Origin of the sequence: Alkalibacillus almallahensis (assembly GCF_011761495.1) — a bacterium.
Classification (GTDB): domain Bacteria; phylum Bacillota; class Bacilli; order Bacillales; family Alkalibacillaceae; genus Alkalibacillus; species Alkalibacillus almallahensis.
In genome coordinates this window covers 97,934-121,852 of record NZ_JAASRU010000008.1, presented here as the reverse complement: position 1 = coordinate 121,852, position 23,919 = coordinate 97,934, and the positions used below count along the sequence as shown (strand labels likewise).

The window sequence follows — 23,919 nt, the reverse complement described above, 5'->3', positions numbered from 1 at the left end:
ATGATGAAAAAGGTAAGATTGGATACATTTTTAGTTGAACAAGGCTTCTTCGATTCTAGAGAAAAAGCAAAGCGTTCGATTATGGCTGGATTGGTTTATACTGATCATGAGCTATTAGACAAGCCTGGTGTTAAGATTGACCCGACTATTAATATTTATGTCAAAGGTAAAGCTGTCCCGTATGTTAGTCGGGGCGGCTTAAAGCTTGAGAAAGCAATTAAACAGTTTGACTTAAATTTTAATAATCAACGCATTGTCGATATTGGTTCTTCTACTGGAGGATTTACAGACTGTGCCCTTCAACATGGAGCTAGATTAAGCTATGCGGTTGATGTTGGTTATAATCAATTAGCGTGGTCATTACGACAAGATGACCGAGTAGTTGTGATGGAGCGTATTAATTTTCGTTATGTCACAAAGGATGACTTTGAATTTGGTTTACCTACACTGGCTGTGACTGATGTTTCGTTTATTTCATTAAAATTAATATTCCCTGTTATTAAATCGATTGTAAAATCTCAGTCAGAGATTGTCGCTTTAATTAAGCCTCAATTTGAAGCAGGTCGTGATGCTGTCGGAAAAAAAGGGATTATACGAGATCCAGAAACACATCATGCAGTTCTAGAAGATGTGTTACAATTTATATATGATGAAGGCTTCTCCTTAGTCAATTTAGATTACTCCCCAATCACTGGAGGGGACGGAAATATTGAATTTTTATTGCATGCAAGATGGGATGAGAATAGCCAAACGTCTAATGTTCCAGATACTCAAATAAATACAGTGATTGAAGCAGCGCACCATGATTTCAACAATCGATCATAAGAAAAAAGTTGGTGACAAAGTCATTGAAGAAAACGCAACGTTTATTAAAAATCCGTGATTTAATTTACAAACAGGATATAGAGACACAAGATGAATTAGTTCAGACATTTCATGATTTAGGGTATGATGTTACACAAGCAACGATTTCCCGAGATATTAAAGAGCTTCAATTAGTTAAAGTTCCAACACAATCAGGCGGGTATAAGTATAGTTTACCTGGTGATACAAAAGTTAACCCTACTGAGAAGTTGCAACGTACTTTAATTGAAAGCTTTGTTTCGATTGACCGTGCTGATCACTTTATTATTTTAAAGACAGTTCCTGGTAATGCCCAAGCTGTAGGTGTTTTAATTGACCAGTTAGATTGGGAAGATATTATGGGAAGTATTTGCGGGGATGACACTTGTTTAATTATTTGTAGAACGCCTGAACAAAGTCAAGCTGTATATGATGCGTTTATGACAATGCTCTAGAATAAGAGGTGGCTTTTGTGTTAGCACAAATTACGATAAAAGATTTTGCCATTATAGATGAAGTTTCTTTAACTTTTGATGATGGTTTGACGGTTTTAACAGGTGAAACAGGAGCAGGTAAATCAATTATTATTGATGCCATTCAATTATTAGCTGGGGCACGTGCTTCAGTTGAATACGTGCGTCATCAAGCTGAACAAGCACTAATCGAGGGGCTGTTCTTTATTGATAGTCGTTCATACGGTGTTCAGAACTTACTGGAACAGTTTGATGTACCTGTCGATTATGATGAAGGCAGTGTTGTTGTTGAACGTCGCATAACAGCAAAAGGGAAAAGTATATGTAAAGTTAACGGAAAACTAATTACACTTGCTGTCTTGAAGGAAATCGGACGTCAACTCATTGACATTCATAGTCAACATGAAACGCAATCCCTTATGAATCCTGACAGTCATATTAATTTGCTTGACCATTTCGCTCCAGAACGGTTACAACAGACAAAAGAGCATTATAAAGAGCTGTATGATGAATTACAATCATTAAGACGTAAATACGATGAATTATCTCATAATGAACAAGAAGTGGTTCAACGCATTGATTTACTGACGTTTCAGTGGCAAGAGTTAAATGAAGCCAATCTGGAACCGAAAGAGGACGAGCAACTCGAAGAAGAACGACGTCAGTTAATGAATTATGAACGAATTTATGATGGATTAAACACCTCTTATGAGTCGATAGCTGCTGAAAGTCATGCCTTAGATTATTTAGGTCATGCCATGACAGCTTTAGAGTCATTAGAAGATGTTAATGACGAGTTTAAGGAGTTATCACAACAACTCAAAACGAGTTATTATTCATTAGAAGAATTGTCACATGACTTGCGTAATCGTGTTGATGATCTCGAATTTCAACCAGGTCGACTAGATGAAATTGAAACACGGCTTTTTGAACTTAATCGGTTAAAACGTAAATATGGCCTTGAGCTTAATGAGCTCATGACTCGTATGGCTGAAATGGAAGAAGAATTGGAACAATTACAAAATAAGGACACCCATTTACAATCTTTAGAAAAAGAAATACAAGAAGTTCAAAAAGATGCTCTTACAGAAGCTGAGCATTTACATAAATTACGTCAAGAGATAGCGAATGACTTATCAGAGGCGATTCAATATGAGTTAAAAGATCTTTATCTAGAGAAGGCCCAGTTTGATGTTTCATTTTCGACTCAATCAGGACCAGTAGCGTGGCGTGATCAAAACATTAAATTAATGAAACAAGGTCTTGATCTTGTCCAATTTTTAATCACCACTAATCCTGGAGAACCTTTAAAACCCTTGCATAAGGTTGCTTCAGGTGGGGAAATTTCCCGTATTATGTTAGCGATTAAAAGTATCCTTTCTCAACATCAAGGAATCACAAGTGTTATTTTTGATGAAGTTGATACAGGCGTTAGTGGTCGAGTTGCACAGGCTATTGCTCAGAAAATACACGGCGTATCGAGTCAATCACAAGTGCTTTGTATCACCCATCTGCCGCAAGTAGCTGCTATGGCTGATCATCACTATCTTATTGAAAAAGATGTTACGGAAAAAGGTTTTACAAATACTTCTGTACAAAAACTGGATCAACAAGAAACAATTGATGAAGTTGGTCGAATGATTTCTGGTGGTGAATTAACGGAAACAACGACTCAACATGCTGAAGAATTAATTAAACAAGCCGCTTCTTTAAAAAGCTAGACACCCTTTGTCTAGCTTTTATTCGTTTATAATCCAGTTTTGTTTAGGAAAAGTTAAACTATATTGACTTTACTTTTCCCGTTTAAAAAGTATTTAATCGGCTCAAATTAACATTAAAGCTTCAATTAAATTGAAATGAGGAGTGAGGAATCATTGAGCCGTTCACAAATTAAAATAAACCTAATCCTCCTTATTTCATTTGTTCTTCCGCTCACAGTCATCCAGCCAGCATTTGCTCAATCATTACAGCCAGTAGAAGAAGTTGTACCTGGTGGACAATCATTAGGTATTAAATTGCATACATCTGGTGTCGTAGTTGTAGGTTTTAACGAAATAAACACAAATGATTCGAAGGAATCCCCAGCCGAAGAATCTGGTGTGGAAATAGGAGACATCATTCTACAATTAAACGGTCACAAAATCGATGATATGCAAACGTTTAAAACGTTTATGACAAAGTACCAAAATTCTGATTCTCCAATTGAATTAAGAATTAAACGCAAAGAGCATATTTTCCCAGTTGAAATTAAACCTAAAAAGGAGCAGGATAATTACAAATTAGGCTTGTATATTCGCGATGCGACAGCTGGCATCGGCACATTAACGTTTTATGATCCATTAACCATGCGGTATGGAGCTTTAGGACACGTTATCGCAGACCAGCAAACGAAGAAGCCTTTAGATATTTTTGATGGTCAGATTGTCCTTTCTGATGTTACATCCATCAATAAAGGTGAAAGTGGCTCTCCTGGTGAAAAGAGAGCGAAATTTTCTAAAACAGATGAGCCAATTGGGTCAATTCAGAAAAACTCTGATTATGGTGTTTATGGTAAACTGACTCAGAATGACTTTAAGGATCAACAGGATATTGAGCCAATACCAGTTGCTCCAGCTAATGAAGTTAAAGAAGGTAAAGCGAAAATTAGAACAGTTGTTAAAGGAAAAAAAGTTGAAGAGTTTGACGTCGAAATTGTCAGTAGTGTTCCTTCAAAAAATCCAGAAACAAAAGGTATGATTGTACAAGTTACAGATGAAGAGTTGCTTGAAGAAACAGGAGGAATTGTTCAAGGAATGAGTGGTAGTCCAATTATTCAAAATGGAAAAATTGTTGGTGCCGTCACACATGTCTTCTTAAACGATCCTACGAGTGGTTATGGTGTACATCTTGAATGGATGTTAGAAGAAGCAGGACTAAAAGTTAAACAATCGAGTGAAGAAAATAAAGCCAGTTAAGATTAAGCTCAATACGATTACTCGTATTGAGCTTAATGTATATTAGTCTGATTTCTGTGTCGAATCAATTAATTAATTGTCGATTTTTGGATATAAAGTTATTAAATATGAAAAAATATAAAAAATTTTACCTTTTAAAAAGGAAAATACGTCTAACTGTCGAAAGTCTTATATGAGAGCGATACGGATAATTTTTAGGAGGGAATACGATGGAGACAATTAAAGTTGCAATCGCGGATGACAATCGCGAACTCGTACACATGCTTGAGGAGCATTTTAGAGAGGAAGCAGAAACACAAGTCGTTGGAACCGCTTTTAATGGTAATGAGTGTCTCGATGTCATTAAGGAACAAGAACCTGATGTACTTATTTTAGACATCATTATGCCGCACATGGATGGATTGGCAGTTATGGAGCAATTACGATCTTTATCACTTAATAAACCACCCAAGGTTATTATGTTAACAGCATTTGGTCATGAGTCCGTTACTAAGAAAGCTGTGGAGTTAGGGGCTACATACTATATGCTGAAGCCATTTGACTTAGATATGTTAAAAGATCAAGTTGTTAATGTAGCTGGCTCAAAACCTTACTCGCCTTTAAAACATGTGACAAGTGAGCCTAAGGCAAAACCAATCGATTTAGAATCTAATATTACATCAATTATTCATGAAGTTGGTGTTCCAGCACATATTAAAGGTTACCTATACCTACGAGAAGCTATTGGTATGGTTTATCATGATATTGAATTACTTGGATCCATCACGAAAGTACTTTATCCAGATATTGCAAAGAAATATAATACGACAGCATCTCGTGTAGAAAGAGCGATTCGTCATGCTATTGAGGTCGCTTGGAATCGAGGCAATATTGATTCGCTTTCCGCTATTTTTGGCTACACGGTAAGCATGTCTAAAGCAAAACCGACTAATAGTGAGTTTATCGCAATGATTGCTGATAAATTACGATTAGAGCATAAAGTGGGTTAAAGGGGTTTATATACAAGGGTGTTAGCGATTGATTGGCTAACACCCTTTTCTTTTGTGACGGATATGTTAAAATAAGCACTGTTCGTTATAAAACAATTCAAAATAGTGGTGATAATAGTGAAAGTAGCAAAGTTTGGTGGAAGTTCAGTAGCAGATCATGCAATGCTTGAACAAGTCGCTTCAATTATTGAATCAGATCCCGATAGAAAATTTATTGTCGTTTCTGCTCCTGGAAAACGTTATGACGAAGATGAAAAAGTAACAGATATGTTTATCCAATTGGGTGAACAATTTAACAGCGGACAAGATTACGAAGTAACATTATTCAAAATCTCTCAACGCTTTCAGGCCATTACAGATCAGCTAGGGTTATCAGATGATATCGTAGCGCGTATTGAAAATGAATCGCGTCGTTTGTTACGTGAAACGACGAATACGACACATTTAACAGATGGATTAAAAGCAATGGGAGAGGATTCCTTAGCTCGGATTTTGAGTGCATATCTCAATAAACGTGGCACACAGGCAACTTATGTCAACCCGAAAGATGCAGGGATTATCGTTAATTCTGAACCAGGTGGCGCTCAAATCTTAGAAAAAAGTTATGAGGAAATCCATAAATTAACCGAAAAAAGTGGGGTTGTTGTCATCCCTGGTTTCTTCGGATATACCGAAACGGGTGTTTTAACCACATTTCCACGTGGTGGATCTGATATTACGGGTTCAATCGTTGCTGCAGGTGTACAAGCAGATTTATACGAGAACTTTACTGATGTTAGTTCTGTCTATTGCGTCAACCCGAAAATCGTTGATCAACCACACGAGATCCATACTCTAACTTATAAAGAGATGCGTGAATTATCTTACGCAGGTTTTACGGTTTTTCATGATGAAGCTTTAATACCAGCTTTCCAAAAAAATATCCCGGTATGTATCAAAAGTACGCATGACCCCGACGCAGAAGGTACAATGATTGTATCCAACAAAGATGATCTTAGTCAGCAAGTTGTTGGTATTGCTAGTGATGAAGGATTTTCATCTATATATGTACGGAAATACTTAATGAACCGTGAAATCGGCTTTGGTCAGCGTTTATTAGGGATTCTGGCAGATATGGACATTTCTTTCGAGCATGCACCTTCTGGGATTGACGATATGTCGGTCATTATAAGACGAGATCATATTAAAGGCGACAAGGAAGAACGACTGAAAAACAGAATAAAAAATGAACTCAACGCTGATACAGTTGATGTCATCCATGGTTTAGCTATGGTCATGTTAGTCGGCGAAGGAATGAGTGAACGACTGCATGTGGCATCGAAAGCAACCAAAGCGTTTGCTGATGCAGATGTGAGAATTAATATGATTAACCAAGGATCTTCAGAAGTCTCGATGATGTTCGGTATTGATGAAAACAAAGTGGATCAAGCTGTTCGATCACTATATCGTGAATTTTTCTTAGAAGCTTAGGTCAAATAAAAAAGAAGCTCGAATTTTCTAACGGGTTCCGTTACCTATCGCAAACATTAAAAATGTAATCTAAAATGACCAACAATTTGTATGCTAATTTGTTGGTCGTTTTTTATTGATGTAACAGTTTTTTCTTTATAATATACGGTAAAATTGTAGTGTAATTTGCACCCCTATTTGGTAGGTGACGATATCCAGTGTATGTCTACGTTTTTAACCACAAATTCGTATGCAAATTAGCATATAAAATTTACCATCAAAAAGGATGTTATTTTAATTTCGCTCTATTTTACAAGGTATTATGAATAATTTTATTAAATCGTGTAGAAATATACTTAAATGCTAACTTGAGCAGATTGTTTCATAATTAAATAAAGGTTAGATCCTAATTTTAGGATCTAACCTAATTTTTTCTTTATTTTGTATAAGTTTTCTTTACTTTTATAAAAGAATGGTTTAATATATATTGTAGTTAAAAGGAAGGTGTTAATCTTGGAAAAAGAAGTTGAGGATTACATTGAAAACAAAGTGTATGAGCACAGGGTTTTAAGAAGAATGACGCAAAAAGATTTAGCTGACGCTGTCGGTGTGTCTAAGCAAACTATATTTGTTATGGAGAAAAATAATTACTCTCCTTCTCTTGTTTTGGCTTTTCGAATAGCTGATTTCTTTAACGTAGATGTTAACGATATTTTTACTTATGTGAAAGGGAGTGATTGAGATGTGGAAGTCTCCAACAGAAATATCAAATTCAATCTTTTATCCTTTAAAGACTTGGGTGGAAGAATCATCTGGTAATTGGAATATGCTTCTTGGAAGTGGTTTTGTATTGCTTTTAATTGGATTGGTTCTGTTATATGTGTATCGAAAGAGAATTGGCAAACCTGATGAAAGAACAAATCAAATATATTTGAAAAGTGCTTACATTATGTTATGTGGGGTAGTTTTGTTCGACATAATTTTCCCGCAAGAATATATGTGGCAAATTTTCTTCTTGTTTAAATATGCTTTTGTATTCATCGCTTCAGGAATATACCTAGCTGTTCGATATAAAAAGGAATTTTCTTAACTAAGGAAATAAACAGGAGGATTTAATAGTTCTACAATTGAGTATGATATTTCAAGAAGCAATTGAAGATAGAAAAAAATCTCAGTTCACAGAACTGAGATTTTTTTAGTTACAAATATAACTACAGAACACGGTACATTTTATAATGTAATTTCGAGTTTTGAGATAGGGAACGGAACCAGTTACGGAATTTTCGAGCTCCTTTTTTATGATCGTTTACCTCGTTTTTTATCTCTGTATACAATAAAACCACCGATAAAGCCGAGTCCTCCAACAAACAATATCAAACCGCCGATAAATTGTAGAAAAACATTATTGAAAAATATTGCAGCAACTTGCCCGAAAAAAGCATCGCGCATTAAAATTATACCATAAGCTGCAATAACTCCAGGAATAATCATTATAAATAAAGCAATTGAACGCATTGTAGTCTCCCCTTTAATCACTTCTAGTAGTATATCAAAATTTATCCATAAAAAAAATGAAAAATACTTGCATAATTAAAGCGCTTTCAATATGATAGAAGTGTGCAAAAAATTGCAAATGTAGGTGTCGTAGAATGCAAAAAGTGTTAATAGTCGGTGCTGGTCAAGGCGGAACGGCACTTATTCGTTTATTTGAACAAATAGATATGATCAACGTGCAAGCAGTTGCAGACATTGATGAAAAGGCTTCTGGGATATTATTAGCAGAACAAAAGAATATCAAAACTTTTCATTCTTATTGGGATGCATTATCCGAGCCGATTGATATCATTGTGGAAACAACGGGAATAGAGGATGTATTTGATGATCTCAAACAACATAAACCGAAACAATCAGTGCTTATTCCAGGAACGGTTGCCCATATTATTTATAATTTATTAAATGAACGCGAGGATTTATTTAATGAATTAAAGAATGAAACAGACTCCCGCAACTTGTTACTTGATTCAATTCATGATGGAATGATTGTGATTGGGTTGGATCAAACCGTAACTTTTGTAAATGAAGCGGCTGAGAATGTTTTGAATTTAAATAAAGATGATATGCTGGAACAACCGATTCAATCCATTATTCCGGATTCTCATTTACCGAAAGTGATGAAAACGAAACAAAAAGAATTAAATCAATCTCTTCGCTTACATAATGGTAAACAAATTATTACCACGCGAATTCCATTAATTACGAATAGTGGCGAACTTCTCGGTGCTTTTGCCGTATTTAAGGATATTACTGAAGTCGTCGAATTAGCTGAAGAAATAACAGATCTCAAAAACATTCAAAACATGTTAGAAGCGATTATTCAATCCAGTGAAGAAGCGATCTCTGTAGTGGATGAAAATGGTGTTGGTATACTGATTAATCCTGCTTATACTAACATAACAGGGTTAAAAGAAAATGAGGTAATTGGTAAACCTGCGACAACGGATATCTCAGAAGGCGAAAGTATGCATATGCAAGTTCTTAGAACACGTCGACCTGTTCGTGGAGCGAGAATGAAAGTGGGCCCATCTAAACGAGATGTTTTGGTTAATGCTGCGCCGATTTTAGTGGATGGTGTTTTGAAAGGCAGTGTGGCGATCATCCATGATTTATCTGAGATTGAGTCGCTTACTTCAGAATTGAAAAAAGCAAGACAAATTATTCGTAATCTAGAGGCAAAATATACTTTTGATGATATAATAGCTCACTCATCTGAGATGACATTGACCTTGGAACAAGCAAAAGTAGGTGCTAAAAACCCAGTAACGATTTTGTTACGTGGTGAGTCTGGTACAGGCAAGGAATTAATGGCGCATGCGATTCATAATGAAAGTAATCGCAAACATTATAAATTTATCCGGGTCAATTGTGCAGCCATGGATGAGGACTCGCTTGAAAAATCCTTGTTCGGTAATGCTTATGGCCCTCCTGAACAGCAAAGAGGACTAGTCGAAGAGGCGCATAATGGCTCGTTGTTCTTAGATGAAATAGGGGATTTGTCGCTTCATTTACAGGCACGCATTTTATATGTTTTAGAAAATCAACAGGTAATTCGAGTTGGCAGTCAAGATCCATTACCTGTCAATGTTCGAATGATTGCAGCGACAAATGTCAATTTGGAACGGGCGATGATGGAAAAAGAGTTCCGAGAAGATTTATTTTATCGTTTGAGTCGATTACCAATTATGATTGCCCCACTAAGGGAAAGGAAAGAGGATCTAAAACCTCTTATTGATCATTTTATAATAAAACTGAATGCAGAATATGGTCGTTATGTTCATTCGATTGAACCTGAAGCATTGGATAAATTGAGTTCGTATGATTTCCCTGGTAATGTGCGTGAGTTAGAAAACATTATTGGTAGAGCGATTATTAGTATGGGCCAAAATGAGGCAAATATTGCTGAGCGCCATTTACCGCAGTTGCGAAAACAGACTTATCATGAATTAGATTTATTTCAGGAACCTGATCATCAGGAAAGCATTCCTTTACAAGATGCATTAGATGAATTTGAAAAACAACTAATTTTAGAAACATTAGAAAGAAATAATTATATTAAATCGAAAACAGCCAAACAATTAAATATTTCGATTCGTAACCTTTATTACAAGATGGAAAAACATAATTTAGGCAAACATGTTCAAGGCTGATAAACGAAATAGGACAACATGAAGGTGATTAAAATATGAACTTAGATCAACTTGTTGATGACTTATGTCAAATGCAAGAAAAGAAAACAGTCGCTGTTGCTGAGGCAACTAATATCGAAACACTAAAAGCCATTAAGGAAGGTGTTGAACAAGATTTAGCAAGGTTTAAATTATTTGGTGATATGGGAAAAATCCAAGAAGCTGCAGAAATGATTGATTTAAATCTCCAACAGGAAAGAATCACCTTACACCACGCAACTTCTGTTGAAAATGCAGTTGAAAAAGCAGTGATGTCAGTCTCTGAGGAACGTTCAGATGTGCTGATGAAAGGGGATGTTGCAACTAAAATAGTACTAAAAGCAGTGTTAAATAAAAACTCAGGCTTACGTAATGGGCGGGTCCTTTCTCATGTTGCGTTATTTGAGATGCCTGAACGCCAACGAATGTTATTTTTAACAGATGCAGGTATGAATATTGCACCTGATTTAGAAGAAAAAGCGCAAATTATACAAAATGCTGCTGATGTAGCGAATCGAATTGGATTTACTAATCCCAAAGTGGCACCAATTGCAGCTGTAGAAATTATTAATCCACAAATGCAAGCTTCAGTAGATGCAGCTGTCTTATCTCAAATGCAAAAACGAGGCCAGATTACAGGTTGTACAGTTGATGGCCCATTAGGTTTTGATAATGCGATCTCCCCAGAAGCTAAAAAAGAGAAGCGAATCGAGTCAGAGGTCGCTGGTCAAGCAGATATTCTCGTATGTCCATATATTGAAGTGGGCAATACGTTATATAAATCATTTACTTATTTTGCAAATGCTAAGGTTGCAGGTATTATAAGTGGCGCTAAAGCACCCATTGTTTTGACGTCACGCGCAGATACAGCAGATAGTAAAATTTACTCGTTAGCCTTTGCGTTAACTTCATCTTAATTTTTAGGAGGTTTTATCATGGAATTATTTACTTACATGGAAGAATACGATTATGAACAGGTGATTTTTTGCCAAGATAAAAATTCAGGACTTAAAGCAATTATTGCCTTACATGACACAACATTAGGACCTGCGTTAGGTGGAACAAGAATGTGGACTTATGATTCAGAAGAAGAAGCATTAGTAGACGCACTTCGTTTAGCTAAAGGTATGACTTATAAAAATGCTGCGGCTGGTCTTAACCTTGGCGGTGGTAAAACTGTTATTATTGGTGATCCAAAAGTAGACAAAAATTCTGAGATGTTCCGTGCATTTGGACGTTATATCCAAGGATTAAACGGTCGTTATATTACTGCAGAAGATGTAGGGACAACAGAACATGATATGGATCATATTTACATGGAAACCGATTATGTAACAGGCATTTCCCCTGAGTTCGGTTCTTCAGGTAATCCATCACCAGCAACAGCGTACGGTATGTATCGTGGTATGAAAGCAGCAGCGAATGAAGCATTTGGAACAGATTCATTAGAAGGTAAGACAATAGCTGTTCAAGGTGTTGGAAATGTTGCTTATCATATGTGCAAGCATTTGCATGAAGAAGGCGCAAAATTAATTGTCACGGATATTAACCAAGAATCTATTGATCGTGCCGTAAATGATTTTGGTGCTCAAGCAGTCGCTCCAGATGATATTTACTCAGTTGACTGTGATATTTATGCGCCGTGTGCTTTAGGTGCAACCATTAATGATGATACAATTCCTCAATTGAAGGCGAAAGCCATTGCTGGTTCAGCTAATAACCAATTAGCAGAAGAGCGCCATGGTGAAAAGCTTCACGAATTAGGCATTGTTTATGCGCCAGACTATGTGATTAACTCTGGTGGTGTTATTAATGTAGCAGATGAGTTAAACGGGTATAATCAGGAACGTGCTTATAAGCAAATTGACACCATTTATGATAGTTTGACGAAAATTTTCGAGATTTCAAAACGCGATAACATTTCAACGCATGCAGCGGCAGACCGTATGGCAGAGGAACGTATTGAAAGTGTTAGAAAATCTCGTAGTACATTCCTGCAAAATGAACATAGCGTCTTATCACGTCGTAAATAAATTAGGAGGAAGTTGAACGATGCATAATAGAATTTTAGTCATTAATCCAGGTTCGACTTCAACTAAAATTGCAGTTTTCGAACAAGGCTATCAATTATTTGAAAAATCGATTCGGCATCAAACCGATGAACTTAATGCATTCGATTCAGTATCAGATCAATACTTATTTCGAAAAAACGTGATATTGAATGTATTAGATTATGAAGGATTTAATATCTCCAAATTAGATGCTGTATGTGGTCGTGGCGGTTTATTAAAGCCAATTGAAGGCGGGACGTATTTGGTAGACCAGAACATGATCGATGACTTAAAAAAGGCTGAAAATGGTGAGCATGCGTCTAACTTAGGAGCTATGCTAGCATTTGAGATTGCTAATAATGTTAATGTACCGGCCTATATTGTTGATCCTGTTGTAGTGGATGAATTATCTGATATTGCTAGATATTCTGGTGTGCCCGATATTCCTCGTAAAAGTATTTTTCATGCTCTTAACCAAAAAGCTGTCGCACGAAAAGCGGCCCAGGAAATAAACCAATCCTATCATGACGTTAACCTGATCGTATGTCATATGGGCGGAGGAATTACAGTAGGTGCTCATCAAAAAGGAAAAGTCGTAGATGTTAATAACGGTTTGAATGGAGAAGGTCCTTTCTCACCAGAACGTGCCGGGACTTTACCAGCAGGTCAGCTTGTTGATTTGTGCTTTTCTGAAGACTATACGCAGCAATCTTTGCATAAATTGCTGGTAGGTCATGGAGGTTTAGTTGCTCATTTAGGAACGAATGATGCAAGACAAGTAGAAGAATTAATAGACAATGGTGATGAGAAGGCTAAGCAAGTATATAAAGCTATGGCCTATCAAATCGCTAAGGAAATAGGTCGGGTTAGTCCTGTTCTTAAAGGTGATATAAACGCTATTGTCCTAACAGGCGGGCTAGCTTATAGCGACCTGCTCGTAAAGTGGATCACAGACCAAATTAGTTGGATTGCAGATGTTCGAGTGCACCCAGGTGAGAATGAACTTATAGCTCTTGCTGAAGGGGCACAACGCGTTTTAGATGGCGATGAAGAAGCCAAAATTTATTAAGTAGTAAACTTTCTTTGAAGGGAGAGGTAAGGCTATGGCTAAAGAATATGATCTCGCCATTTTAGGTGGCGGGACAGGCGGTTATGTTGCAGCAATTCGGGCAAGTCAGCTCGGTTTAAGTGTTGCAATGGTTGAAAAAGGCGAATTAGGCGGAACCTGTTTACATAGAGGCTGTATTCCGTCTAAAGCATTGCTCAGAAGTGCAGAAGTCTATCAACAAACGAAACAGGCTGATACTTTCGGTGTAGAAACTGAAAATACATCTTTGAATTTCATTAAAGTTCAAGAGCGTAAACAACAAATTGTTGATCAATTACATCAAGGTGTCCAAGGTCTAATGAAAAAAGGAAAAATTGATGTGATTGAAGGTCACGGGCGTATTTTAGGCCCAAGTATTTTTTCACCAACAGCTGGTACAATCTCGGTTGAAATGAATAATGGGGAAGAGAATGACATGATCATTCCGAAAAATGTGATTGTGGCAACAGGCTCCAAACCTAAAACATTACCGGGATTAGAAGTTGACGGTGAATTGATTATGACATCTGATGAAGCCTTACAAATGGAATCATTGCCGGAGTCTATTATGATTGTCGGTGGTGGCGTAATTGGTATCGAATGGGCTTCGATGTTGGCAGATTTCGGAGTGAATGTGAAAGTCATTGAATATCTGGATCAGATTTTACCAACTGAAGATCAAGATGTCGTTAAAGAAGCAGAAAAAGCGTTGAAACAAAAGGGTATTGAAATCATTACTGGGGCTAAAGTGAAGCCAGAAACGTTAGAAAAACAAGATGGTGTTTCTATACAAGCTGATATTAATGGAGAAGAGCAAACTTTTGAGGCAGATCGCTTGCTTGTATCAGTTGGACGTTCACCTATTGTCGATAATATCGGATTAGAAAATACGGATATTCAGGTTGATAGTGGCGCGATCAAAGTTAATAAATTTGGACAAACGAAAGAATCCCATATCTATGCGATCGGCGATGTTATTGGCGGTATGCAATTAGCACATGTGGCCTCACATGAAGGCATTCTGGCCGTTGAACATATGGCCAATGAAAATCCAGAACCAATCAATTATAATCATGTAGCTTCTTGTATTTATTCGCATCCCGAAATGGCTAGTGTTGGATTAACAGAACAAGCTGCGAAAGATCAAGGTTATGAGATTAAAGTAGGTAAATTTCCATTTCAAGCTGTTGGTAAATCATTAGTTCACGGTGAAAAAGAAGGATTTACGAAGATTATCACGAATGCAGAAAATAATGATCTCCTCGGTGTGCATATGATTGGTCCACACGTAACAGATATGATTTCGGAAGCTGGCCTTGCAATGGTGTTAGATGCGACAGCTTGGGAGATCGGCGAAACGATTCATCCGCATCCTACTTTATCTGAAGTAATAGGTGAAGCGGCTTTAGCTGTTGATGGGAAACAAATTCATGGTTAAGAATAAGGAGGTTATTCTATGAGTCAAGTTGATAATCGCCACCAAAATTTAGGCTTATCAGATGAGCAAGTGCTCGATATGTATCGCACAATGTTGTTAGCGCGTAAAATTGATGAACGCATGTGGCTATTGAACCGAGCAGGTAAAATTCCATTTGTCATTTCGTGTCAAGGACAAGAAGCCGCACAAATTGGTGCAAGCTATGCACTTAATTTGGATAAGGATTATGTAGCTCCTTACTATCGAGATTTAGGAGTTGTTTTAGCATTTGGGATGACAACACACGAGCTATTTTTAGCAGCCTTTGCTAAAGCAGAAGATCCTAACTCAGGTGGTCGGCAGATGCCTGGTCACTTCGGCCAAAAGAAAAATCGCATCTTAACAGGTTCTTCACCTGTTACAACACAATTGCCTCATGCAGTAGGTATAGCTTTAGCAGCCAAAATGGATGGCGAAAATATTGCTTCACTCGTTACGTTAGGTGAAGGCTCTTCCAATCAAGGCGATTTCCATGAAGGTTTAAACTTTGCTGGTGTTCATAAACTGCCGGTTATTACGATGGTTGAGAATAATAAATATGCCATTTCGGTTCCGCTCGAACGTCAGATTTCAAGCGAATCAGTAGCTGACCGCGGCGTTGCTTACGGTATGCCAGGTTATCAAGTTGATGGAAATGACCCATTAGAAGTTTATCGCGTTGTAAAAGATGCTCATGATCGTGCTATGAATGGAGAAGGACCAACGTTAATCGAAGCAATGACTGAACGCTTAACAGCCCATTCAAGTGATGATAATGATAAAGCGTATCGTACTGAAGAAGAAATAGAAGAAATGAAACAAAAGGATAGCTTGATTTCGTTTGCTCAATATTTACGTGACGTTGGCGTATTAACGGAAGAGAAGGAACAAGCTTTAAATAAAGAAATTGATGATGAAATTAATGAAGCAACAGAAGCAGCTGAGAATGCTCCTTATGCTGAACCTGAAGATGCATTGAAGTATGTTTATGCAGAAAAAGGAGGGGAATAATCATGGCAGTTATGTCTTATATTCAAGCCGTTACGAGTGCTTTAAAAGATGAAATGGAACGTGATGACTCCGTATTTGTACTTGGTGAAGACGTCGGTAAAAAAGGTGGCGTTTTCAAAGCAACTGAAGGATTATATGATCAATTTGGTGAATCACGTGTCATGGACACACCTTTAACGGAATCTGCTATTGCTGGTGTAGGCATTGGTGCAGCAATGTATGGTAAACGACCTGTTGCAGAAATGCAATTCGCCGATTTCATTATGCCAGCCGTTAACCAAATCATTTCAGAAGCATCACGTATTCGCTATCGTTCAAATAATGATTGGAGTTGTCCAATGGTGATTCGCGCTCCGTATGGTGGGGGTGTACATGGTGCGTTGTACCACTCACAATCCGTAGAAGCCGTCTTTGCTAATCAGCCAGGCCTTAAGATCGTCATGCCTTCCACACCACATGATGTCAAAGGGTTACTTAAAGCAGCTATTCGAGATGATGATCCTGTTTTATTCTTTGAACATAAACGCGCTTATCGTTTGATTAAAGGAGAAGTACCTGAAGAAGATTATGAATTACCAATCGGTAAAGCTGACGTTAAAAAACAAGGTGATGATATTACGGTCATCACATATGGATTAGGCGTTCATTTCGCATTAGAAGCAGCTGAAAAATTAGAAGAAGAAGGGATTTCTTCTCACATTTTAGACTTACGTACCGTTTATCCAATAGACCAAGAAGCAGTCATTGAAGCAGCGAAAAAGACAGGTAAAGTCTTACTTGTGACAGAAGACAACAAAGAAGGCAGTATCATGAGTGAGGTCTCAGCTATTATCTCTGAAAACTGTCTATTTGATCTGGATTCGCCTGTTCAACGGTTAGCAGGACCAGACGTTCCATCAATGCCTTATGCTCCTACAATGGAGAAGTATTTTATGATTAATCCAGATAAATTGGAAAATGCAATGCGTGAACTAGCGGAATTTTAAGCGGTTTAGGCAAAACAAAGGAGGTAGTCATTCATGTCGGTCGAAAAGGTAGAGATGCCTCAGTTAGGTGAGAGTGTAACAGAAGGTACGATTAGCTCGTGGCTAGTCAGTGCTGGCGATCAAGTAAACAAGTATGATCCCATCGCTGAAGTCATGACCGATAAAGTAAACGCTGAAGTGCCATCATCTTTTTCAGGTAAAATTACCGAACTCGTAGCAAGTGAAGGCGATACAATTGAAGTTGGTGGCCTTATAGCTTATATAGAAGTAGAAGGTGGGGCATCTGAGGCTTCATCAGGTTCAGGTGACGAAACAAGTTCTGAACAAGGTGAACAGCCAGCAGAAACGTCACAAACAGACCAATCGATGAAAAAGCGTTATTCACCAGCAGTCCTTAAGATGGCTCAGGAACATGATATTGATTTAAATCAAGTGACTGGTTCAGGCAAAGGGGGACGTATTACACGTAAAGATATCGAAGCGATCGTCGAATCTGGTGAAGTTCCTCAGGCTTCACAAGAACCAGCACAAACAACAAGCACAACAGAAAAATCAACGTCTCAAGCTACTAAGCCTAGTCAAGCACCTGCACCAAGTGCTCAAACTGGTGATGTTGAAGTTCCTGTCTCTGGTGTTCGTAAAGCGATCGCGCAAAACATGGTTAAATCAACAACTGAGATTCCACATGCTTGGATGATGGTTGAAGTTGACGTGACCAATCTAGTTCAATTACGTGAGCAGAAGAAAACAGAGTTTAAACAAAAAGAAGGTTATTCACTAACGTATTTCGCTTTCTTTGTTAAAGCTGTTGCTCAAGCATTAAAAGAATTCCCTGAGCTTAACAGTATGTGGGCAGACGATAAAATCATTCAGAAGAAAGATATTAACTTATCGATTGCAGTAGCTAGTGATAATCAATTATTCGTCCCTGTTATTAAGAATGCTGATGATAAAAGTGTTAAAGGCATAGCCAAAGATATTGTAGAATTGGCTGCGAAAGCACGTGACGGTAAACTGACGAATGAAGATATGTCAGGTGGTACATTTACAGTCAATAATACAGGCTCATTTGGTTCAGTCCAGTCCATGGGTGTCATTAATCACCCACAAGCAGCTATTTTACAAGTCGAATCAATTGTGAAGCGACCTGTTTATATGGACGGCATGTTCGGTGCCCGTGACATGGTTAACTTATGTTTATCACTTGATCACCGAGTATTGGACGGTCTAATCTGTGGCCAGTTCTTACAACGTGTGAAAGAGATTCTTGAAAATATGACAGAGGATAATACTTCTATTTATTAATTATTACTAAAGAAACACATCTCAACTGAAGATGTGTTTCTTTTTTGTAGATTAAAAATTTTGAAGTTAAACAATTTGAAACGACTTCCATTTGTTGATAGTATATAGGTAGAGTTTTAAAGATAGGGGAGGCGTATAATATGGATTTTAATTTATATATGCAGGATTTCGTCGAACAAGCACGTTCAGAAATTGCTGATGCAGGCTATGAAGAATTGAAAACACCCGAGGACGTTGATCAGGCATTATCACGTGAAGGAACAACATTAGTTGCAGTTAACTCAATTTGTGGTTGTGCTGGTGGCGTTGCTCGTCCAGCTGCATCAAGTGCTATTCATTATGATTATAGACCAGATCATCTTGTAACAGTTTTTGCTGGACAAGATCGTGATGCAACAGAGAAGGCAAGAGGTTACTTTGAAGGGTATCCACCATCTTCACCATCATTTGCATTAATGAAAGATGGTCAACTTGTAACAATGGTTGAACGTCATGAAATTGAAAGCTCAACACCAATGGAAGTTGTTCAACAGTTACAAACAATCTTTGATCAACATTGTGAAGAATACTAATAACAATAAAAAGGTGGTTAATAGCCACCTTTTTATTTTTGCTTTATAATCTTGAATAAGACATATATGATAGAAGAAGAAATTCACTTTAGAAAGAGGCATGAGAATGTTTAAAATCGGGTCTAGAACAATCAAAACAGCGATTGGTGCACCGATTTCAATCGTGCTAGCAAATGCTCTACAGTTGGAAAATGCTATTAGTGCAGCGATTTTAACGATTCTATGTATCCAAGTCACACGTCAACGATCGATACAAAGTGCTTGGTACCGTTTCTATGCCTGTGTTATAGCAATTTTAGTATCAGGATTGTTATTTGAATTAATTGGTTATAATCCAGTTGTATTTGGTTTAGTCTTAATCATATTTATTCCAATCACAGTTCGATTGCAAATCACAGAAGGGGTTGTGACTAGTTCGGTTATTATGTTGCATATTTATGGGGCTGGGCAACTGACTTTTTCTCTAGTCGCTAATGAGATTATTTTGATTTCAATTGGTTTGGGTGTAGCTCTATTATTAAATATGTATATGCCAAGTCTTGATTCTGAGTTGGTGAAAATTCGCAATCAGTTAGAGGATAATTTTGCGATTATCCTACAAGAAATTGCTAATTATTTAAAGACAGGCGATTATCATTGGTCAGGCCAAGAAATTACTGAAACAGCTCAGTTGTTAGAAAAGGCTAACCAATTAGCTTCGAGAGATGTTGAGAACCATTTGTTACGGAGGCACCACCCGTTTTATCATTATTTTCATATGCGAGAAAAACAGTTTGATATTTTAGAGCGTATGTTACCGTTAATTAGTCGGATTGACGCGTCACAAGATGAATATCATTATATTGGTCAATTATTTGAGGATCTTGCAACTCATGTTCATCCAGGGAATACAGCGGTTAAGTATTTAGATTCATTAAAAGAGATCCGACAGCAGTTTAATGAAGAACCTTTGCCACATGACAGGCAAACATTTGAAGACCGTGCTAACTTATATTTATTACTTAATGAGATTGAGCAATATCTCATTTTAAAACGATCATTTAAAAAGAGTGATATATAACAAGAAAGACTTCAAATATATAGTTAAGCTAATAAAATTAAGCTGAGACAAAAGTTAATAATGCATTGTAGAAACCCGAAAGATTTAATTAAAAAATAAATCTTTCGGGTTTTCTGTTTGAATGACGCTCCATCAAAACGCTTCGCTTTCCGCGGGCACGGCTCAAGCCTCCTCAGCCCCAAAAACGGGGCTTGCGGGGTCTTGAGACTCGTGCTGTTCCCGCAGGAGTCTACGCGTTTTGATTCCGCTTAATTACTGCTTACCCATAATTATTTTAAACACTCGTCTTTTGTGGTGCTGAATATCTTTTTGTACCATCCTCATTTCTTTTAGTGAATCAATTAATAAGAATTCATGGTCTTTATTCAATCAAGCTTTCTAGAAGAGTGTTTCCGAAATAACTCCACGTAATTAGAAGGAGTAACTCAACAATAATGATGACTAGAAGTGATTTGAGAGAGGTTTGCTTTAGTTGTAGATAGTAAAATAGCGCTAAGATGAAATAAAAACTCGCTAAAAAAGTATATTCCGCTATGTAAGGTTCATTTTGTGGAGTGAAGTTCATACCCAAATAAGCGAACAAGTTAAAGACAATTAGTGCTATAAAGGCCAAGATATTTAGAATATGAATGTAAATGGTTTTCAATTGAAATCAACCTCCTTATGATAATCATATTAATAAAAAATATGGCTAGAAATAAGATGAGTGAAGTTTATCATGAATTCCACTTTTTGTATATTTACTTCAATAAGGTTAACCAAACTATATGACATATAAAAAGGGTTGCTGGAAACTCCAGCAACCCTTCTTTAATTATGACGTCTTGTAGCGTCTTTTATTAAAGATGATATATAACACAGGGACTAAGATTAAGGTTAATACAGTTGAGAACATAATCCCAGCTATAATGGTTATGGCAAGTGGTTTAAATAATGCATCCCCACCTAATGCGACTGGTGTTAAGGCTACAATGGAGGTGATCGTTGTTAGAATAATTGGTTTAAATCTTGCTTCTGCAGCATTAATCACTGCTTCACTCATTGTTTCATTGGAAGCGATGGATTGTTCAATGAAATCAACAAGAACTAATGAATTTCTGACAACAATACCAGTTAACGAAACCATACCCGTTACTGCTAAGAAGCTGATCGGAGTTTGTGTAACGAATAATCCTAAAATTGCCCCAGCTATAGCTAGATATACCGAAATCAAAATTAAAAACGGCATAGATAATGAGTTGAATTGGAAGGCAATCAGTAAATAGACTAATAAAATTACAATCGAGAAGATAACGATAATTTCTGTGAAGAAGCTGTCCTGACTATCTGTTTCAGCTCCAGTTGATAACGAAAGCTCTTCATGTGATTGATTGAATTCATCTATATCTGGTTGGATCGCTTCTTTAATAGGAGCTGTGTCATCTGCATAAGCTCTAATTGTTATCGTACGATCACCATCTTCGTGATAGATGGTTGGAATGACTTCTTCTGACTCTGCTTCGATCAGTTCTGAAGCAGGTACAACAGGTGGGCCATCATTCGAATTAACTGGAATAACAATTTCATCTAAGTCAAGCGTTTCATCGTCTTGTAAACGATTAAGGTAAAGTTGAACATCATACTGTTCTAGACCATCATTAATAGTCATAAAAGGGGTGCCTGTTGTTCTTAATGCTAACTGTTGATTGATACTTTCAATTGAAATTTGATAGTCATTCAATAATTCGCGGTTCGGTTGATAAACCGTTTGATCTGTTAAGTTTCCAACATTATCAACGACAAGATTAGCACCTTCTTCTCTTAATCGCTCGTTATACTGATCTCTTAGGTTAATCATTTCTTCTAGATTATTTCCTTCAATCGTAACGGTTAAAGGTGCACCTGAAGGCGGTCCTTGTTCAATTGTCTCTATAAAGATCGTGGCATCCTCATAGTTACTGCGTAACGCAGGTTCCCATTTTTCTTTAAAAGCTTCAGCATTCGTTTCTGAAGTGTCGATTCGGACATATAATCGGCCAGTTTCTTCACCTGTATTTCCTTGTCCTTGCGTGAATAGTTGTGGGGCACTACCACTTGTGAACAGGCTAATATCTTTAATGGGTTCATTACTTTGAGTTAAGTCTGATTCAATTTGTTGCAAGGTCTCATATGTGTCTTCTTTCGTTAGACCATTGTTTAATGATACGTCAATTGTCACTTCCTCACGATCTGCGGCAGGAAAGAATTCAAAAGGTGTCCATACCACTAAAGCAAATAGACCAGTTGTGAGGACTAGCCCTAATGCAACTGTCCGTTTAGGTATGCGAATTAATTTTTTAACTAAGTTATGAGCATACCATCTTGCGCCATGATTTAACCAAGTGCCGAGTAAACCTGGGTTAGCTTTGATTGTTTTACGTTTGTGTTTATATTGTACGTAGCGAATCGCTGGCACTAATGTTAACGCAACGATCGTTGAGGCAATTATGGTCGCGATTAATACACTAGGTAATGCCCGGATAAAAGCGCCATTTGCACCTGACAAGAAGATTAATGGTGAAAAGGTAAACACAATGGCTAATGTTGACGTTAAGATTGAATTGCGAACTTCTTTAATCCCCGTTAAAGTTCCTTTTAATGGATCATCTCCAAGTCGAAAACGTCTCTCGATATTATCGTTCAGTACAATGGAGTCATCGACTAAAATCCCGAGTGCAATGATCGCTCCGATGACGGAGATTTGATTTAACGTTACATCCAAGAACGGAAGCGGAATCAGTGCTAGTATTAGTGAGCTTGGAATAGCTATTGCAACAACTAACGAACCAATCCAGGTTAAGCCTAATGTCGTTGTTAAAATGACGGCAATCACAGCAATTGCTAATGATAAAAATAAATCATCAAAAATATTAGAAATAAATGAAGATTGATCGAAATAATGATGAAAGCTAATATTTTCAGGTAAGTCAGAAGCAAGTTTTTGAACTTCATCATCGACTTGCTTGCTAACTGATGGTATATCTTCACCACTTTCTAAATAAACGGTCAAATTGATTGCTGTTTCTCCTTGATAACTGACAAAGTCTGGTTGTTCAACAGGTTCTTGATCAATGGTAGCTAATTCACTGAGTGGAACTGACCCGTTTTGCGAAGGAATAGTCGTATTATTAATTTCACTGATTGATTCATAGTGATCAATCGTCAAAGTTTCATATCCATCTTCCGTTTGAATTTGGCCCATTGGTGTTGGTCGCCATTCTTCTTCTAGTGCAGTTAAGACATTTTGGAATTGAATTTGATTCTCTTGCAAGGCTTCAGGCTCTAAATTTATAACCACTTGTTCTTCTTCTAAGCCATTAAACTCAACAGAAGCCACACCAGAAATGGATTTTAAACGATCTTGCCATTCTTGCTGTGTATCTTGTAAATTATATAACTGATCGCGTTCAGAAGCTGTGAAATAATAAGATTGACTTGGTGTTTCTAAATTAACAGCTTCAACATTTGTCTCTAATGCATAATCAGGTAGGTCTAGAGAGCTAATCTGTTGATTCAGGTCAGCGACGAGCTCAGCTTCATTCGTGCTATCCTCTAACGACAGTATTATATTTGAAAATCCACGAGTAGATGTCGATTGATAAGAATCAACCCCATCCAATTGACTGACTTCACTCTCGATCAAGGTTGTTATATTTTGTTCAACTTCTACTGGAGATGCTCCAGGAGAGGGGGTTGAAATTGTTACTTGATTGACAGGTGTTTCTGGAAAATCACGCTGAGGTAAATTAAAGAATGTATAAATACCAACAATTAATAATAGGACGAAAAATAAGAAAATCATTTTATACCGTTTTAGCCAAAATGCCATGTTTCCAACTCCTTGATGTGAAAATATTTTAATATAATATCGTCATTCCCGAATCTAAGACAAAATAACCACTTCATTAAAAAATATGTGTCCAATTTGTGATGATGATCTCAA

General features: G+C 37.2%; 20 protein-coding genes. 18 read left to right on the top strand and 2 right to left on the bottom strand.

Annotated features, from left to right (window positions below; genetic code table 11):
- The first annotated feature begins 3 nt into the window (after positions 1-3).
- The 8 genes from FHR85_RS08750 to FHR85_RS08715 all read left to right on the top strand — a co-directional run bounded on the left by FHR85_RS08750 (position 4) and on the right by FHR85_RS08715 (position 7,798).
- Positions 4-825: a TlyA family RNA methyltransferase gene (locus FHR85_RS08750; protein WP_167262538.1), complete on the top strand. Its 822-nt coding sequence runs from the start codon at positions 4-6 to the stop codon at positions 823-825.
- Between the two features lie 23 nt (positions 826-848).
- Positions 849-1,298, top strand: a complete 450-nt coding sequence (ahrC, locus tag FHR85_RS08745; RefSeq protein WP_167262497.1) for a transcriptional regulator AhrC/ArgR — start codon at positions 849-851, stop codon at positions 1,296-1,298.
- A gap of 17 nt (positions 1,299-1,315) precedes the next feature.
- Positions 1,316-3,037: a DNA repair protein RecN gene (gene recN, locus FHR85_RS08740; RefSeq protein ID WP_167262496.1), complete on the top strand. Its 1,722-nt coding sequence runs from the start codon at positions 1,316-1,318 to the stop codon at positions 3,035-3,037.
- A gap of 153 nt (positions 3,038-3,190) precedes the next feature.
- Complete coding sequence (spoIVB, locus tag FHR85_RS08735; RefSeq protein ID WP_167262495.1) at positions 3,191-4,270, top strand: SpoIVB peptidase; 1,080 nt, start codon at positions 3,191-3,193, stop codon at positions 4,268-4,270.
- 209 nt (positions 4,271-4,479) lie between these two features.
- Complete coding sequence (gene spo0A / locus FHR85_RS08730; RefSeq protein WP_167262494.1) at positions 4,480-5,259, top strand: sporulation transcription factor Spo0A; 780 nt, start codon at positions 4,480-4,482, stop codon at positions 5,257-5,259.
- 117 nt (positions 5,260-5,376) lie between these two features.
- Positions 5,377-6,729: an aspartate kinase gene (locus tag FHR85_RS08725; protein WP_167262493.1), complete on the top strand. Its 1,353-nt coding sequence runs from the start codon at positions 5,377-5,379 to the stop codon at positions 6,727-6,729.
- 492 nt (positions 6,730-7,221) lie between these two features.
- Positions 7,222-7,449 (top strand): helix-turn-helix transcriptional regulator, encoded by a 228-nt coding sequence (locus tag FHR85_RS08720; RefSeq protein ID WP_167262492.1) that lies wholly within the window; start codon positions 7,222-7,224, stop codon positions 7,447-7,449.
- Position 7,450: 1 nt separating this feature from the next.
- Positions 7,451-7,798: a DUF2178 domain-containing protein gene (locus tag FHR85_RS08715; RefSeq protein ID WP_167262491.1), complete on the top strand. Its 348-nt coding sequence runs from the start codon at positions 7,451-7,453 to the stop codon at positions 7,796-7,798.
- 206 nt (positions 7,799-8,004) lie between these two features.
- Here the strand turns inward: FHR85_RS08715 and FHR85_RS08710 are convergent, their stop codons facing one another.
- Positions 8,005-8,223, bottom strand: coding sequence for a DUF2627 family protein (locus tag FHR85_RS08710; RefSeq protein WP_167262490.1), 219 nt, complete (start codon positions 8,221-8,223; stop codon positions 8,005-8,007).
- 134 nt (positions 8,224-8,357) lie between these two features.
- Here FHR85_RS08710 and FHR85_RS08705 point away from each other — a divergent pair, with 134 nt between their 5' ends.
- From FHR85_RS08705 to FHR85_RS08660, 10 genes are all read left to right on the top strand, one after another.
- Positions 8,358-10,412 carry a sigma 54-interacting transcriptional regulator gene (locus FHR85_RS08705; RefSeq protein ID WP_167262489.1) on the top strand — a complete coding sequence of 685 codons (2,055 nt, stop codon included), beginning with the start codon at positions 8,358-8,360 and terminating at the stop codon, positions 10,410-10,412.
- A 35-nt stretch (positions 10,413-10,447) separates the two neighbouring features.
- Complete coding sequence (gene yqiS / locus FHR85_RS08700) at positions 10,448-11,347, top strand: phosphate butyryltransferase (protein ID WP_167262488.1); 900 nt, start codon at positions 10,448-10,450, stop codon at positions 11,345-11,347.
- An 18-nt stretch (positions 11,348-11,365) separates the two neighbouring features.
- Positions 11,366-12,463 (top strand): Leu/Phe/Val dehydrogenase, encoded by a 1,098-nt coding sequence (locus FHR85_RS08695; RefSeq protein WP_167262487.1) that lies wholly within the window; start codon positions 11,366-11,368, stop codon positions 12,461-12,463.
- A gap of 19 nt (positions 12,464-12,482) precedes the next feature.
- Entirely contained in the window at positions 12,483-13,550 is a 1,068-nt protein-coding gene (gene buk / locus FHR85_RS08690; RefSeq protein ID WP_167262486.1) for a butyrate kinase, read from the top strand.
- Between the two features lie 34 nt (positions 13,551-13,584).
- Positions 13,585-15,006, top strand: a complete 1,422-nt coding sequence (gene lpdA / locus FHR85_RS08685) for a dihydrolipoyl dehydrogenase (protein WP_167262485.1) — start codon at positions 13,585-13,587, stop codon at positions 15,004-15,006.
- Between the two features lie 18 nt (positions 15,007-15,024).
- The gene (locus FHR85_RS08680) at positions 15,025-16,035 is read left to right on the top strand and encodes a thiamine pyrophosphate-dependent dehydrogenase E1 component subunit alpha (RefSeq protein ID WP_167262484.1); all 1,011 of its coding nucleotides are present in this window, start codon (positions 15,025-15,027) and stop codon (positions 16,033-16,035) included.
- A gap of 2 nt (positions 16,036-16,037) precedes the next feature.
- Positions 16,038-17,021: an alpha-ketoacid dehydrogenase subunit beta gene (locus FHR85_RS08675; protein WP_167262483.1), complete on the top strand. Its 984-nt coding sequence runs from the start codon at positions 16,038-16,040 to the stop codon at positions 17,019-17,021.
- Positions 17,022-17,054: 33 nt separating this feature from the next.
- Positions 17,055-18,326, top strand: coding sequence for a dihydrolipoamide acetyltransferase family protein (locus tag FHR85_RS08670; protein ID WP_167262482.1), 1,272 nt, complete (start codon positions 17,055-17,057; stop codon positions 18,324-18,326).
- 140 nt (positions 18,327-18,466) lie between these two features.
- Positions 18,467-18,898, top strand: a complete 432-nt coding sequence (locus FHR85_RS08665; protein ID WP_167262481.1) for a BrxA/BrxB family bacilliredoxin — start codon at positions 18,467-18,469, stop codon at positions 18,896-18,898.
- A 106-nt stretch (positions 18,899-19,004) separates the two neighbouring features.
- Positions 19,005-19,958 (top strand): aromatic acid exporter family protein, encoded by a 954-nt coding sequence (locus FHR85_RS08660; protein WP_167262480.1) that lies wholly within the window; start codon positions 19,005-19,007, stop codon positions 19,956-19,958.
- Positions 19,959-20,772: 814 nt separating this feature from the next.
- On the opposite strand, the gene FHR85_RS08655 is transcribed toward FHR85_RS08660, so the two are convergent.
- Positions 20,773-23,805, bottom strand: coding sequence for an efflux RND transporter permease subunit (locus tag FHR85_RS08655; RefSeq protein WP_167262479.1), 3,033 nt, complete (start codon positions 23,803-23,805; stop codon positions 20,773-20,775).
- Between the last annotated feature and the right edge of the window lie 114 nt (positions 23,806-23,919).

Coding starts and splice junctions, on each gene's coding strand:
- FHR85_RS08715 (WP_167262491.1), top strand. CDS start 7,451: ATGTGGAAGTCTCCAACAGAAATATCAAATTCAATCTTTTATCCTTTA.
- FHR85_RS08670 (WP_167262482.1), top strand. CDS start 17,055: ATGTCGGTCGAAAAGGTAGAGATGCCTCAGTTAGGTGAGAGTGTAACA.
- FHR85_RS08705 (WP_167262489.1), top strand. CDS start 8,358: ATGCAAAAAGTGTTAATAGTCGGTGCTGGTCAAGGCGGAACGGCACTT.
- FHR85_RS08655 (WP_167262479.1), bottom strand. CDS start 23,805: ATGGCATTTTGGCTAAAACGGTATAAAATGATTTTCTTATTTTTCGTC.
- yqiS (WP_167262488.1), top strand. CDS start 10,448: ATGAACTTAGATCAACTTGTTGATGACTTATGTCAAATGCAAGAAAAG.
- FHR85_RS08660 (WP_167262480.1), top strand. CDS start 19,005: ATGTTTAAAATCGGGTCTAGAACAATCAAAACAGCGATTGGTGCACCG.
- FHR85_RS08695 (WP_167262487.1), top strand. CDS start 11,366: ATGGAATTATTTACTTACATGGAAGAATACGATTATGAACAGGTGATT.
- FHR85_RS08675 (WP_167262483.1), top strand. CDS start 16,038: ATGGCAGTTATGTCTTATATTCAAGCCGTTACGAGTGCTTTAAAAGAT.
- FHR85_RS08665 (WP_167262481.1), top strand. CDS start 18,467: ATGGATTTTAATTTATATATGCAGGATTTCGTCGAACAAGCACGTTCA.
- buk (WP_167262486.1), top strand. CDS start 12,483: ATGCATAATAGAATTTTAGTCATTAATCCAGGTTCGACTTCAACTAAA.
- FHR85_RS08680 (WP_167262484.1), top strand. CDS start 15,025: ATGAGTCAAGTTGATAATCGCCACCAAAATTTAGGCTTATCAGATGAG.
- FHR85_RS08750 (WP_167262538.1), top strand. CDS start 4: ATGAAAAAGGTAAGATTGGATACATTTTTAGTTGAACAAGGCTTCTTC.
- lpdA (WP_167262485.1), top strand. CDS start 13,585: ATGGCTAAAGAATATGATCTCGCCATTTTAGGTGGCGGGACAGGCGGT.
- spo0A (WP_167262494.1), top strand. CDS start 4,480: ATGGAGACAATTAAAGTTGCAATCGCGGATGACAATCGCGAACTCGTA.
- FHR85_RS08710 (WP_167262490.1), bottom strand. CDS start 8,223: ATGCGTTCAATTGCTTTATTTATAATGATTATTCCTGGAGTTATTGCA.